This window comes from Kitasatospora sp. NPDC096147 (assembly GCF_044763225.1).
Classification (GTDB): domain Bacteria; phylum Actinomycetota; class Actinomycetes; order Streptomycetales; family Streptomycetaceae; genus Kitasatospora.
Genome location: NZ_JBIWFX010000001.1, coordinates 810,156 through 822,175, shown reverse-complemented (window position 1 = coordinate 822,175; position 12,020 = coordinate 810,156). Strand labels below are relative to the sequence as shown.

Genomic DNA, 12,020 nt, shown 5'->3' with positions numbered 1-12,020 from the left:
CGGACGGGGCCGGTGGTTCCGTCCGCGCGGAGGCCGCGGCGGGGCCGCACGGCAGGAAGGCAGCAGGGCAGCACGCGACCTTCGGGAGCACCGGGTGCCGGACGACCCCACGGCTTCACCAGGTGCTCTCCGCTGCCGACGACCGATCGGCCGGTGCCGGATCGTCGCGGCCGGCGGCGAGCAGCAGGACGTGGCGATTCCGGATCGCGGCGGCCGCCAGGGTCCTGGCCCACTGGACGGTGGCCGGGCCCGGGACGCGCAGGTAGTCCCTGCCGTACTCCTCCGGGCTGTGGAGTATGCGGAAGGGACCCTCGCGTTCGAGGGTGAACCGCCAGCAGCGGAGCCCGCCCGCCGAGTCGGCCGCCAGGACGTCGGCTTCGGTGTCGGAGTGGACCACGAGCGAGGAGAAGGTCAACCGGTGCGGTGGGGAAGGGCGTTCGTCGGTCGGCGGGGTACGCGTGGTGCGTGGCGGCGGAGTGTGTCCGGCGGCCCGCTGCGCGCGGTGCCATGCGTCGGCGTGCCGCTCCAGGACGTCGTGGGCCAGCCAGGCCAGGGTCAGCCCGGCCGGCAGCGGCTCGCTCCGGGCGGTGAAGGCGGCCAGCGCCAGCTCCGTCAGCGCGGGTGGCAGCGGAGCACCGGGAAGGACGCCGGTCAGGACGGGTGCCGACCCGGAGCGGTCGATCCCGAGGTGGTGGACCACCTGCCAGCCGGGGCCACCGTCCAGGACCAGGTCGAGCCGGTCGTCCGAGCGCATGGCGAGCGAACTGATCGTCAGATGCGGCACCGCTCCAGCCTAGCGGTCGGGTGGAGTTCCGCGTGGGGTTGGCGGTCGGAGGTGAATCAGCGCTTGACGGAGGCAGCCGCTCGGCTGATGCACCGTCCCTGCCGAATCCCGGGGCCGACGCGGCGTGGCCGGGCCGGGGGTGGTTCACTCGGACCGCGCTGCGCAGGGTGCGTACGGAGGATCGTGAGGAGGCCGGCCGGTGACGGGTCGGGTCGCAGTTTTCAGTACCGGGTCCTGGGGGACCGCGTTCGCCATGGTGCTGGCCGACGCCGGGCGGGAGGTCACACTGTGGGGTCGGCGGGCCGAGCTGGTCGACGCGATCAACGCGACCGGCACCAACCCGGACTACTTCCCCGGCATCGCGCTCCCGGGCGGCATCAAGGCGACCACGGACGCGGCGGAGGCGGCGCGCGGCGCGGAGTTCGTCGTGCTGGCCACGCCGGCACAGGTGCTGCGCGCGCATCTCGCCGCTTGGACGCCGCTGTTCGAACCTGACGCGGTGCTGGTGAGCCTGATGAAGGGGGTCGAGCTGGGGACGGCGATGCTGATGAGCCAGGTCATCGCCGAGGCCACCGGAGCCGGGCCGGAGCGGATCGCAGTGGTCTCCGGGCCGAACCTGGCACCGGAGATCGTCCGGCGGCAGCCCGCCGCGAGTGTGGTGGCCTGTGCGGACCGGGTGGTCGCCGAGCGGCTGCAACGCGCCTGCCGGACGGGCTACTTCCGGCCGTACACCAGTACGGACGTGATCGGCTGCGAGCTCGGCGGCGCGGTCAAGAACGTGATCGGCCTGGCCGTCGGCATCGCGGCCGGGATGGGGCTCGGCGACAATGCCAAGGCGGCCCTGATCACCCGGGGCCTGGCGGAGACCACCCGGCTCGGCGCGGCGATGGGCGCCGACCCGCTCACCCTCGCGGGCCTGGCGGGCATGGGCGACCTGGTGGCCACCGGCTCCTCGACGCTGTCCCGCACGCACCGCTTCGGCAGCAGCCTCGGCCGGGGGATGACGGTCGCTGAGGCGGTGGCGGCGGCGAAGCAGACCACCGAAGGGGTCGCCTCCTGCGGCGCGGTGCTGGAGCTCGGGCGGCGGCACGGGGTGGACCTGCCGATCACCGAGACGGTGGTCGGGATCGTGCGGGACGGGCGGGATCCGAAGGCGGCCGTGCAGGCGTTGATGTCGCGGCCCGCCGGGCCCGAGCGGTGCTGAGGGTCCGTCAGGCCGTGGCCCCGGGGCGGTCGAGGCGGTAGACGAAGTGGAGGCGGTCGTCGGCGGGGTTGTCGGGCTCCAGGTCGGCTTCGACGTAGCGGTGGAAGCCCGCCTTCTCCAGGGCCCGCCAGGAGGCCCGGTTGGCGGAGTGGACGGGGATGACGAACGCGGTGGCGTCCGGGTGGTCCGTCCAGCTGGCGGCGGCGACCGCGCGCAGCACGGCGGTGCCGAGGCCCCGGCCGGTCAGCTCCGGGAGGCCGATGAAGTAGTCCAGTGTCATCGCCCGCTCGGGGATCTCGGCCTGCGCGGCCAACTCGCCCATGTACTGCGGATAGTCGGCGATCCAGCACCGCTGCACCAGCCCGATCGGCTCCCCGTCCACTGCCACCAGCAGGTCTTCCGAGGGCTCCTCGCCCCGGGCGGCCGGCCCGAAGTCCCGGGTGACCGCCTCGGCGGAGGTCTCGTGGTTCCACCAGCGCGCGACGTGCGGCTGCGCCAGCCACTGCGCGAGGAGCGGGAAGTCGGTGGCGGCGAGCCTGCGCCAGGTGATCGTCATGGTGATCCTGACCGTCGGTCGGAGTGTGGTGCGGCCTTCATGTCAGACCAACGACCGTGACGTCAAAGGGATTTCGGCTGATCGGGCGTCCGGTGACGGGGTGGCCGGGTGGCGGGGTGGGGACGCGGCGGGCCGGCGCGGGTCGGTCGGTCACCCGTTGGTGCTGCCCGCCCAGAGGCGGACGCGTTGGGAGGTGGTGAAGGGCTCGGGCGTGCCGGCCAGGCAGCCGGTGCCGGGGCGGCGGAGCCAGTCGCCGCGCAGGGTGTCCCAGGCGCCCCAGAGTTGGGGGGCGTCGCCCTGGCGGGGGAGGGGGCGGGGTTCGTAGCGGGGCTCAGGCATCGGGGGGCTCCGGGGTGGGGTGGCAGGTGGTGTGGGTGAGGGGGAGGACGGGGCCCGGGTCGGTCTCGGTGTCGGGGGTCATCCGCCAGGGGAGGGAGGCGACGTGCTGGTAGGTGCGGTGCTCCGGGTGCGTGGTGAGGTGGTCGAAGGCCGCGCTGCGGGCGTCCTCGAAGCGGGTGGAGGGCAGGGTGCGCCAGCCGCACGGCGAGCCGTCCTCGCCCTCGCTCGCGCACTGGAAGAGGTGCAGCGAGGGGAGGGCGTCGGGCTCGCGGTCGGGGGCAAGGGTCCATGTGGACAAGGGAGTTCGGTCCTTCCGGATGGGGCGTGCCGGGGCGGCGGTCAGCCGGAGACGAGGTGGAGCGGGCGCGGCTGGTAGCAGGCGCACTGGCCCCAGGGGCAGTGGCAGACCAGTGCGGCGGTGCCCCGGGTCTCGGCGATCCCGCCCGGGCAGCCGTGGTGGGCGCCGAGCTGGCACTCGGGGGAGATGTAGACCCCGCCGCTCTCCGTCGGCCGGCAGTCCAGCTCGATCACCACCGAGGGCAGCAGCCGACCGCGCGGCCGGTAGCCGCCCGGTGGCAACTGCCGTGGGGGCGGCCTCACTTGTTCGGCCGGTGGTGCTCGGAGCAGACCAGGGTGGGCACGTCGCGGACGACCCCCTCGCCGTGCGGGACGGTGATGACGGAGGGATGCAGGGGTGGGTCGGTTCTGCCGCAGTAGTGGCAGCCTGCCAGGGCTGGTTCCACGGGTGCCTCCTCGATCTCGGCCCAGACGGACGGCGTGTCCCCGGCGCCCGGGTCGGTGGTGCCGTACCGGGCGACGCCGGGGCCGCCCAGGATGGCCAGCAGTGCGGGCCACCGCTCGGCGGGGACGTCCGGGAGGGGGATGGACAGGCGGACGAAGACGCCGTGGTCGGCGGCCTCGGCCCTCCGGCCGGTGGCCGCCTCGATCGCCGCCAGGACCTCGGACACGCGCGCTCCGTGCACACGCCCCCCTCTATGCGTAGGGCTCAACTATATGCATAGAGTAAGGCGATGCGGATACTCTGTCACCAACCTTCGAGAACTGGGAGGACGCGCCCCATGAGTGACGAGCCATCCCCCTATCTCCACGTGGCCGAGCGGATCCGTGACCGGATCGGCGCCGGCGAGTTCGAGGAGGGCGACCGGCTCCCGTCGTTGACGCAGCTGGTGGCCGACTACGGCTACAGCATCAGCGTGGGTCAGAAGGCGTACGGCCTGCTGGAGCAGGAGGGGCTGGTGGTCGCGCGGCACGGGCGCGGATACTTCGTCAGTTCGCAGGAGCCGCCCACCCTGCTGACCCGCCGTCCGGGCGGATCCGGGCCGGCCGAGGACGGCGTGAAGCTGACCTGGCGCTCGGAGTCGGCGACGGCGCGGGCCACCGAGACGGCAGCGGCCCGGCTGGAGATCGAGCCCGGCGGGCCGGTCATGCACACCAAGTACGTGTACTCGGTGGACGGCGTGCCGAGTCATCTGGTCGAGAGCTGGGAGCCGATGGCGGTCACCGGCGGGACCCTGATCGTGCTCCCGGAGGCGGGCCCGTACGGCGGGATCGGCGTGGTGGAGCGGATGGCCGTGATCGGCATCGAGGTGGGCGACCCGGTCGAGCGCGTCACCGCCCGGACCCTCACCCGGGCCGAGGCGCTGTTGCTCGGAGTCGCCCCGGGCGCACCCGTGTCGGCCGTCGAGCGCACCCACTACGACCAGGCCACCGGCCGCCCGGTGGAGACCGCCGACCTCGTCCTCCCCGGTGACCGCTGGGCCACCGAGTACGGCCGCCGGCCCGCCCGGCGCGGCTGAGACGACGGCCCCGCAGGCGGGGTGACGGACCGTCCGTGCCCGGGTGGGCGGCGGAGGTCCGCAGCCGGCTCCTGACGGGGCGTCACCGAACACTGCCGCTCGGAGGTCCGGGCGTCGAGCCGGGCGCCGGTGGCAGCGCTCCGGTGCCGGAGCGGCCGGCAACCCAGCTCGTGGGCCAGGGTCCGGGGTGAATCGTCAAGGACCGCCGGCATCTCGAAGCGCCACCTGTCCTCGCGGAGCGCGTACATCCGCAGCCGGTCACGGAGCGGGTGCCGCTCGGTGGCCGACGCGACCCCGTGCGACCGCCGACGCGTCCCCGGGCCGGATGACTGCCCGCCCGTGCGGGCGCCGAGCGGCGAGCACGACACGAGGTGGCCCGGAGTCACCGCGCCCTTCCGGGGGACGGCAGTCGGCGGACGGTCAGGTGATGCGGAGGGGGCGCCGCACGGCGCGCGGACTCGGTGGCCCAAGCCGTCACCCGGGCGTGCGCTCGGCCCCCACCGGCGAAGGGACGGCGGTGGCGGCGCCGGTGTCCACGGTGACCGTGGGCGCGGTGGCGCGGCCCCCGCCGTCGGCCACCACCACCGCGAGGACCACGGTGACGGCCGCCGCCACCGCCCCGGCCGAGAGCCGGCCCCGTCCTGCCGCCACCATCGACACCGCCCGTGCCATCGACACCGCCCTTGGAGAATTCCGCTCGTGAACCGACGATCGTCCGGAAGGACGCTCCGGGTGGGGGCGTCGGTTTGCCTCCGCGCGGCGGACTGCCCGAACGGGCAGCGGACGGTGCCCCGTCAGCCGTCCAGGCGGTTGACCGCGGTGACCCGCAGCACGGCGCGGCCCTCCTCGTCGGAGCCGTAGAGGTCGACCTCCGCGCTGATGCCCCAGTCGTGGTCGCCGGCCGGGTCGTCGAAGATCTGCCGGACCCGCCAGGAGCCCTCCTCCGGGTCCTCCTCGATCAGCAGCATCTTGGGCCCGCGCGCGTCCGGGCCGGTGCCCAGGTCGTCGTGCTCGTCCCAGTACGGGTCCATGGCGTCCGCCCAGCGGTCCGCGTCCCAGCCGTACTCGTTGTCCAACTCGCCCAGCTCCGACCAGCGTTCGAGCGCGCAGAGCTCCACCCGGCGGAACATCTCGTTGCGCACCAGCACCCGGAAGGCGCGGGCGTTGGCGGTGACCGGGGCGGGCTTGTCGTCGAGCCGGACCTCGGGGGTGGCCGGGTCGGTCGGGTTGGCCAGCTGCTCCCACTCGTCCAGCAGGCTGGAGTCGACCTGGCGGACCAGCTCGCCGAGCCAGGCGATGACGTCCTTGAGGTCGTCGGTCTTCAGGTCGTCGGGCACGGTCTGCTCAAGCGCCTTGAAGGCGCCGGCCAGGTAGCGCAGCACGATGCCCTCGGTCCGGGCCAGCTCGTAGAAGCCGACGTAGTCCGAGAAGGTCATCGCCCGCTCGTACAGGTCGCGGACCACCGACTTGGGGGCGAGCTGGTGGTCGCCGATCCACGGGTGGGCCCGGCGGTAGACCTCGTAGGCGTGGGTGAGCAGCTCCTCCTGCGGCTTCGGGTAGGTGACCTCCTGGAGCCGCTCCATCCGCTCCTCGTACTCGATGCCGTCCCGCTTCATCTCGCCGATCGCCTCGCCGCGCGCCTTGTTCTGCTGGGCGGCCAGGATCTGGCGCGGGTCGTCGAGGGTGGCCTCGACCACCGAGACCACGTCCATCGCGTAGGACGGGGACTCCTGGTCGAGCAGCTCGAAGGCGGCCAGCGCGAAGGTGGAGAGCGGCTGGTTGAGCGCGAAGTTCTCCTGGAGGTCGACGGTCAGGCGGACGATCCGGCCCTCGGCGTCGGGCTCGGGCAGCCGCTCGACCACGCCACCGGCCAGCAGCGAGCGGTAGATGGCGATCGCGCTGCGGATGTGGCGGCGCTGGGCCGCCCTGTCCTCGTGGTTGTCGGTGAGCAGCTTGCGCATCGCCTCGAAGGCGTTGCCCGGGCGGCCGATCACCGAGAGCAGCATGGCGTGGCTGACCTTGAAGCGGGAGACCAGCGGTTCCGGGTCGGCCGCGATCAGCTTCTCGAAGGTCTCCTCGGTCCAGGAGACGAAGCCGTCGGGGGCCTTCTTCCGGACCACCTTGCGCTTCTTCTTCGGGTCGTCACCGGCCTTGGCCACGGCCTTGTCGTTCTCGATCACGTGCTCGGGGGCCTGGGCCACCACCTGGCCGACGGTGTCGAAGCCGGCCCGGCCCGCGCGGCCGGCGATCTGGTGGAACTCCCGGGCCCGCAGCATCCGGACCCGCTGGCCGTCGTACTTGGAGAGCGCGGTGAACAGCACGGTGCGGATCGGCACGTTGACCCCGACGCCGAGGGTGTCGGTGCCGCAGATCACCTTGAGCAGGCCGGCCTGGGCGAGGCGCTCGACCAGCCGGCGGTACTTGGGCAGCATGCCCGCGTGGTGCACGCCGATGCCGTGCCGGACGTAGCGGGAGAGGTTGCGGCCGAACTTGGTGGTGAACCGGAAGCCGCCGATCAGGTCGGCGATGGCGTCCTTCTCCGCCTTGGTGCACATGTTGATGCTCATCAGCGACTGGGCGCGCTCGACGGCTTCCTTCTGGGTGAAGTGCACCACGTAGACCGGCGCCTGACCGGTGGTCAGCAGCTCTTCCAGGGTGTCGTGGATGTTGGTCCGCTTGTACTCGTAGAACAGCGGCACCGGGCGGGTGGCCGAGCGGACCACGGTGGTCGGGCGGCCGGTGCGGCGGGTCAGGTCCTCCTCGAACCGGCGGACGTCGCCGAGGGTGGCGGACATCAGCAGGAACTGCACCTGCGGCAGCTCCAGGATCGGGACCTGCCAGGCCCAGCCCCGGTCCGGCTCGGCGTAGAAGTGGAACTCGTCCATCACGACCTGGCCGATGTCGGCCCGGTCGCCGTCCCGCAGCGCGATGTTGGCCAGCACCTCGGCGGTGCAGCAGATGATCGGGGCGGTCGGGTTGACGCTGGCGTCACCCGTCATCATGCCGACCTGCTCGGTGCCGAAGGTCTTGACCAGGTCGAAGAACTTCTCCGAGACCAGCGCCTTGATCGGCGCGGTGTAGAAGGTGCGCTTGCCCTCGGCCAGCGCGGCGAAGTGCGCACCGGCCGCCACCAGGCTCTTCCCGGAGCCGGTGGGGGTGGCGAGGATGACGTTGTTGCCCGAGACCAGCTCGATCAGGGCCTCCTCCTGGGCGGGGTAGAGCGTGATGCCGCGGTCCTGCGCCCATTCGGCGAAGGTCTCGTACAGCGCGTCGGGGGTGGCGGGCTTCGGCATCAGGTCCAGGAGGGTCACCGGGACATCTTGCCTGCTCGGGATCGCCCTGGGCAAAGGGGATGACCGGCCGCCAAACCCGGAGGTGCCCGGAGAAACCCAGAAGCAACCTGAGCGGACGTCAATCGTGATGTTTATCGGAATGGATCTCGGGGCGCCGGAAAATCGGCCGGAAATCCCGGCGCGTGGCACTTCAAGGACGGCTCCGGAACTCCTACCCTCGGCTTTCTACAGCGAGGAGCGCGAGAATGAGCCGAGTCGTACGAGCAGCGCTGTTCCAGACGTCCTGGGCGGGTGACCAGGAGGCCATGCTGGCCGTCCACGAGCAGGCGGCCCGGGACGCCGCCGCGCAGGGCGCGCAGGTGATCGGGTTCCAGGAGGTCTTCAACTCCCCCTACTTCTGCCAGGTGCAGGAGCCCGAGCACTACCGCTGGGCGGAGCCGGTGCCGGACGGGCCGACGGTGCGGCGGATGCAGGCGCTGGCCAGGGAGTTGGGCCTGGTGATCGTGGTGCCGGTGTACGAGGTGGAGCAGGCCGGTCTCTACTACAACACCGCCGCCGTGATCGACGCCGACGGGAGCTACCTGGGGAAGTACCGGAAACACCACATCCCCCAGGTGAAGGGATTCTGGGAGAAGTACTACTTCAAGCCCGGGAACCTCGGCTGGCCGGTGTTCGACACCGCCGTCGGCAAGGTGGGCGTGTACATCTGTTACGACCGCCACTTCCCGGAGGGCTGGCGCGCGCTCGGGCTCGCCGGAGCGGAGATCGTCTACAACCCGTCGGCCACCAGCCGGGGCCTGTCCGCCTACCTCTGGCAGCTGGAGCAGCCGGCCGCGGCGGTGGCGAACGAGTACTTCGTCGCCGCGATCAACCGGGTCGGCACCGAGGAGTACGGCGACAACGACTTCTACGGCACCTCCTACTTCGTCGACCCGCGCGGGCAGTTCGTCGGTGACGTGGCGTCGGACAAGGACGAGGAACTGGTGGTCCGCGACCTGGACCTGGGGCTGATCGAGCAGGTGCGCCAGCAGTGGGCGTTCTACCGCGACCGCCGCCCGGACGCCTACGGCCCGCTGACGGAAGCCTGAGGGGGCGTCGGATGAGCAGGACGGTCATCCGGGGCGGTCTGGTGATCACCGCCGCCGAGGAGATGCACGCGGACGTGCTGGTGGAGGGCGAGCAGGTGGTGGCGCTGGCCGCCACCGGCAGCGACGCGGCCGGGGCCTGGACGGCGGACCGGCTGATCGACGCCACCGGGCTGTACGTCATCCCGGGCGGGGTGGACGCGCACACCCACATGCAGCTGCCGTTCGGCGGCACCGAGGCGAGCGACACCTTCGAGACCGGGACCCGGGCCGCCGCCTTCGGCGGCACCACCACCATCGTGGACTTCGCGGTGCAGTCGGTCGGCTCCTCGCTGCGGGCCGGGTTGGACGCCTGGCACGAGAAGGCGGCCGGGGTCTGCGCGGTGGACTACGGCTTCCACATGATCATGGCCGACGTGAACGAGTCCAGCCTCAAGGAGATGGACCTGCTGGTGGGCGAGGGCGTCACCTCGTTCAAGCTGTTCATGGCCTACCCCGGGGTCTTCTACAGTGACGACGGGAAGATCCTGCGGGCCATGCAGCACGGCGCGGCCAACGGCGGCCTGGTGATGATGCACGCCGAGAACGGCATCGCCATCGACGTGCTGGTGGCCCAGGCGCTGGCCGCCGGGCACACCGACCCCCGGTACCACGGCGAGGTGCGCCGCGAGCTGCTGGAGGCCGAGGCCACCCACCGGGCGATCAAGCTGGCCCAGGTGGCCGGCTCCCCGCTCTACGTGGTGCACGTCTCGGCCGCCTCGGCGGTGGCCGAGCTGGCGAAGGCCCGGGACGAGGGCCTGCCGGTCTTCGGTGAGACCTGCCCGCAGTACCTCTACCTGTCGACCGACAACCTGGCCGAGCCGGGCTTCGAGGGCGCCAAGTACGTCTGCTCCACGCCGCTGCGCCCCCGGGAGCACCAGGCGGCGCTCTGGCGGGGCCTGCGCACCGACGACCTCCAGGTGGTCTCCACCGACCACTGCCCGTTCTGCTTTGCCGGGCAGAAGGAGCTCGGCCGGGGCGACTTCTCCAAGATCCCGAACGGGCTGCCGGGGGTGGAGAACCGGATGGACCTGCTGCACCAGGCCGTGCTGGACGGCCACCTGACGCGGCGTCGGTGGATCGAGATCGCCTGCGCCGCCCCGGCCCGGATGTTCGGCCTCTACCCGCGCAAGGGCACCGTCGCGCCCGGCGCCGACGCCGACCTGGTGGTCTACGACCCGGCGGCCGAGCAGACCGTCTCGGCCGCCACCCACCACATGAACGTGGACTACTCGGCCTACGAGGGCCGCCGGCTCACCGGCCGGGCCCGCACGGTGCTCTCCCGGGGCACCGTCGTGGTGGACGACGGCGTCTACCTCGGGCGGCCCGGCCACGGCCGCTACCAGCAGCGCACCACCTGTCAGTACCTCTAGAGGAGCGTGACCTTGGACATCGGACTCGTCCTGCAGACCGACCCGCCCGCCCGGCTGCTGGTGGAGCGGATGAAGCGGGCGGAGGCGGCCGGCTTCAGCCACGGCTGGACCTTCGACTCGGTGGTGCTCTGGCAGGAGCCGTTCGTCATCTACAGCCGGATCCTGGCCGAGACCAGCCGCCTGACGGTCGGTCCGATGGTGACCAACCCGGGCACCCGGACCTGGGAGGTGACGGCCTCGCTGTTCGCCACCCTGAACTCGATGTACGGCAACCGCACCGTCTGCGGCATCGGCCGGGGCGACTCGGCGATGCGGGTGGCCGGGCGGCGGCCCGCCACCCTGGAGCGGCTGTCGGCCGCCATGCACGCGATCAAGGAGCTGGCCGAGGGCCGGGAGGTCGAGGTGGACGGCAGCCCGCTGCGCATCCCCTGGGTCGAGGAGGGCGCCTCGCTGCCGGTCTGGATGGGCGCCTACGGGCCGAAGGCGCTGGAGCTGACCGGGCGTCAGGCGGACGGCTTCATCCTCCAGCTGGCCGACCCGTACCTGACCGAGTGGATGGTGAAGGCGGTCCGCTCGGCCGCCGAGCAGGCGGGCCGGGACCCGGCCAGCCTGACGGTCTGCGTGGCGGCGCCCGCCTACGTCACCGAGGACGACTCGCCGCAGGCGCTGGCGCACGCCCGCGAGCAGTGCCGCTGGTTCGGCGGCATGGTCGGCAACCACGTGGCCGACCTGGTCGAACGCTACGGCGAGCACTCGGGGTTGGTGCCGGACGAGCTGACCGACTACATCCGGGGGCGGAAGGGCTACGACTACTCCCACCACGGCCGCTCCGGGAACCCGGACACCGCCTTCGTGCCGGACGGCATCGTGGACCGCTTCTGCCTGGTCGGTCCGCCGCAGGCGCACCTGGCCAAGCTGCGGCAGCTGCGCGAGCTCGGAGTGGACCAGTTCGCGGTCTACGCGATGCACGACGCGATCGAGGGGACCATCGACGCCTACGGCCGGGAGGTGATCCCGGCGCTGGCCGAGCAGCCGGTTTAGGCCATCGTGGCGGGGTCGGTTTACCTCCTGTTCATGGGACGTGGCGAGGTCGGGCGGGTGCTCCGTACCCGTCGGAGGGGGCATGTCAGGTTGGCCGGAACGGGTCTCCCCGTCTTGATCGCGTCCGGTGAAAGGTGTGACTGCGGGGACGAACAACCGAACGTTCCGTCGATTTCCCGCAACCCCCACACACCCCTTGGGAGGGATCATGCGCGACGAGATCATGTTCCAGGACGACGCGGCCGACCTGGATCTGGACCTGCGGATCTCCGAGGTCTCGGAGCAGACCCAGCAGTTCGGCCAGGGCACCTACACCTCGCCCAGCAGCTACGCGATCGGCACGCGCTGCCCGGTCTGTTGCTGAGTGACTGAGTGACGGACGCGGTGGGTGCGGCGGGGGACAACGGCGCCGGCTTGGAGGTGCGGGCGGCGGTGCAGGGGCGGCCGGCGCGCCCGCCGCGCCCGGGGGCCGTGGGCCGGCTCGACCCG

14 protein-coding genes are annotated in these 12,020 nt (G+C 72.3%); 6 read left to right on the top strand and 8 right to left on the bottom strand.

The features are described from left to right. Window positions 1-115 precede the first annotated feature (115 nt). Window positions 116-784 (bottom strand): hypothetical protein, encoded by a 669-nt coding sequence (locus tag ACIRBX_RS03455; protein ID WP_402293465.1) that lies wholly within the window; start codon window positions 782-784, stop codon window positions 116-118. A gap of 199 nt (window positions 785-983) precedes the next feature. Here ACIRBX_RS03455 and ACIRBX_RS03450 point away from each other — a divergent pair, with 199 nt between their 5' ends. Further along, window positions 984-1,988 carry an NAD(P)H-dependent glycerol-3-phosphate dehydrogenase gene (locus tag ACIRBX_RS03450; protein ID WP_402293464.1) on the top strand — a complete coding sequence of 335 codons (1,005 nt, stop codon included), beginning with the start codon at window positions 984-986 and terminating at the stop codon, window positions 1,986-1,988. A gap of 7 nt (window positions 1,989-1,995) precedes the next feature. Here the strand turns inward: ACIRBX_RS03450 and ACIRBX_RS03445 are convergent, their stop codons facing one another. The 5 genes from ACIRBX_RS03445 to ACIRBX_RS03425 form a co-directional block, all read right to left on the bottom strand. Continuing rightward, window positions 1,996-2,544: a GNAT family N-acetyltransferase gene (locus ACIRBX_RS03445; protein ID WP_402293463.1), complete on the bottom strand. Its 549-nt coding sequence runs from the start codon at window positions 2,542-2,544 to the stop codon at window positions 1,996-1,998. A 150-nt stretch (window positions 2,545-2,694) separates the two neighbouring features. Beyond that, on the bottom strand, window positions 2,695-2,883 hold the full coding sequence (locus ACIRBX_RS03440) for a hypothetical protein (RefSeq protein ID WP_402293462.1): 189 nt from the start codon (window positions 2,881-2,883) through the stop codon (window positions 2,695-2,697). Continuing rightward, window positions 2,876-3,181 carry a hypothetical protein gene (locus ACIRBX_RS03435; RefSeq protein WP_402293461.1) on the bottom strand — a complete coding sequence of 102 codons (306 nt, stop codon included), beginning with the start codon at window positions 3,179-3,181 and terminating at the stop codon, window positions 2,876-2,878. The genes ACIRBX_RS03440 and ACIRBX_RS03435 overlap by 8 nt, the downstream gene beginning before the upstream one ends. A 41-nt stretch (window positions 3,182-3,222) precedes the next feature. Beyond that, a complete protein-coding gene (locus ACIRBX_RS03430) occupies window positions 3,223-3,483 on the bottom strand; it encodes a hypothetical protein (RefSeq protein WP_402293460.1) in 261 nt (86 codons plus the stop codon). Then, window positions 3,480-3,851 (bottom strand): hypothetical protein, encoded by a 372-nt coding sequence (locus tag ACIRBX_RS03425; protein WP_402293459.1) that lies wholly within the window; start codon window positions 3,849-3,851, stop codon window positions 3,480-3,482. Before ACIRBX_RS03425 ends, ACIRBX_RS03430 begins: the two co-directional genes overlap by 4 nt. A 111-nt stretch (window positions 3,852-3,962) precedes the next feature. Between ACIRBX_RS03425 and ACIRBX_RS03420 the strand changes: the two genes are divergently transcribed. Next, complete coding sequence (locus tag ACIRBX_RS03420; protein ID WP_402293458.1) at window positions 3,963-4,700, top strand: GntR family transcriptional regulator; 738 nt, start codon at window positions 3,963-3,965, stop codon at window positions 4,698-4,700. A 474-nt stretch (window positions 4,701-5,174) separates the two neighbouring features. Here the strand turns inward: ACIRBX_RS03420 and ACIRBX_RS03415 are convergent, their stop codons facing one another. Both ACIRBX_RS03415 and ACIRBX_RS03410 read right to left on the bottom strand, forming a co-directional pair. Then, entirely contained in the window at window positions 5,175-5,372 is a 198-nt protein-coding gene (locus ACIRBX_RS03415) for a hypothetical protein (RefSeq protein WP_402293457.1), read from the bottom strand. Between the two features lie 122 nt (window positions 5,373-5,494). Then, on the bottom strand, window positions 5,495-7,993 hold the full coding sequence (locus ACIRBX_RS03410) for a DEAD/DEAH box helicase (RefSeq protein ID WP_402293889.1): 2,499 nt from the start codon (window positions 7,991-7,993) through the stop codon (window positions 5,495-5,497). A gap of 245 nt (window positions 7,994-8,238) precedes the next feature. On the opposite strand from ACIRBX_RS03410, the gene ACIRBX_RS03405 reads away from it, so the two are divergent. The 4 genes from ACIRBX_RS03405 (at window position 8,239) to lanA (ending at window position 11,895) form a co-directional block, all read left to right on the top strand. After that, on the top strand, window positions 8,239-9,081 hold the full coding sequence (locus ACIRBX_RS03405; RefSeq protein WP_402293456.1) for a nitrilase-related carbon-nitrogen hydrolase: 843 nt from the start codon (window positions 8,239-8,241) through the stop codon (window positions 9,079-9,081). An 11-nt stretch (window positions 9,082-9,092) separates the two neighbouring features. Beyond that, window positions 9,093-10,490: a dihydropyrimidinase gene (hydA, locus tag ACIRBX_RS03400; RefSeq protein ID WP_402293455.1), complete on the top strand. Its 1,398-nt coding sequence runs from the start codon at window positions 9,093-9,095 to the stop codon at window positions 10,488-10,490. A gap of 12 nt (window positions 10,491-10,502) precedes the next feature. Beyond that, entirely contained in the window at window positions 10,503-11,531 is a 1,029-nt protein-coding gene (locus ACIRBX_RS03395; protein ID WP_402293454.1) for a TIGR03842 family LLM class F420-dependent oxidoreductase, read from the top strand. A gap of 208 nt (window positions 11,532-11,739) precedes the next feature. Next, a complete protein-coding gene (gene lanA / locus ACIRBX_RS03390) occupies window positions 11,740-11,895 on the top strand; it encodes an SCO0268 family class II lanthipeptide (protein ID WP_396291780.1) in 156 nt (51 codons plus the stop codon). Window positions 11,896-12,020 lie beyond the last annotated feature (125 nt).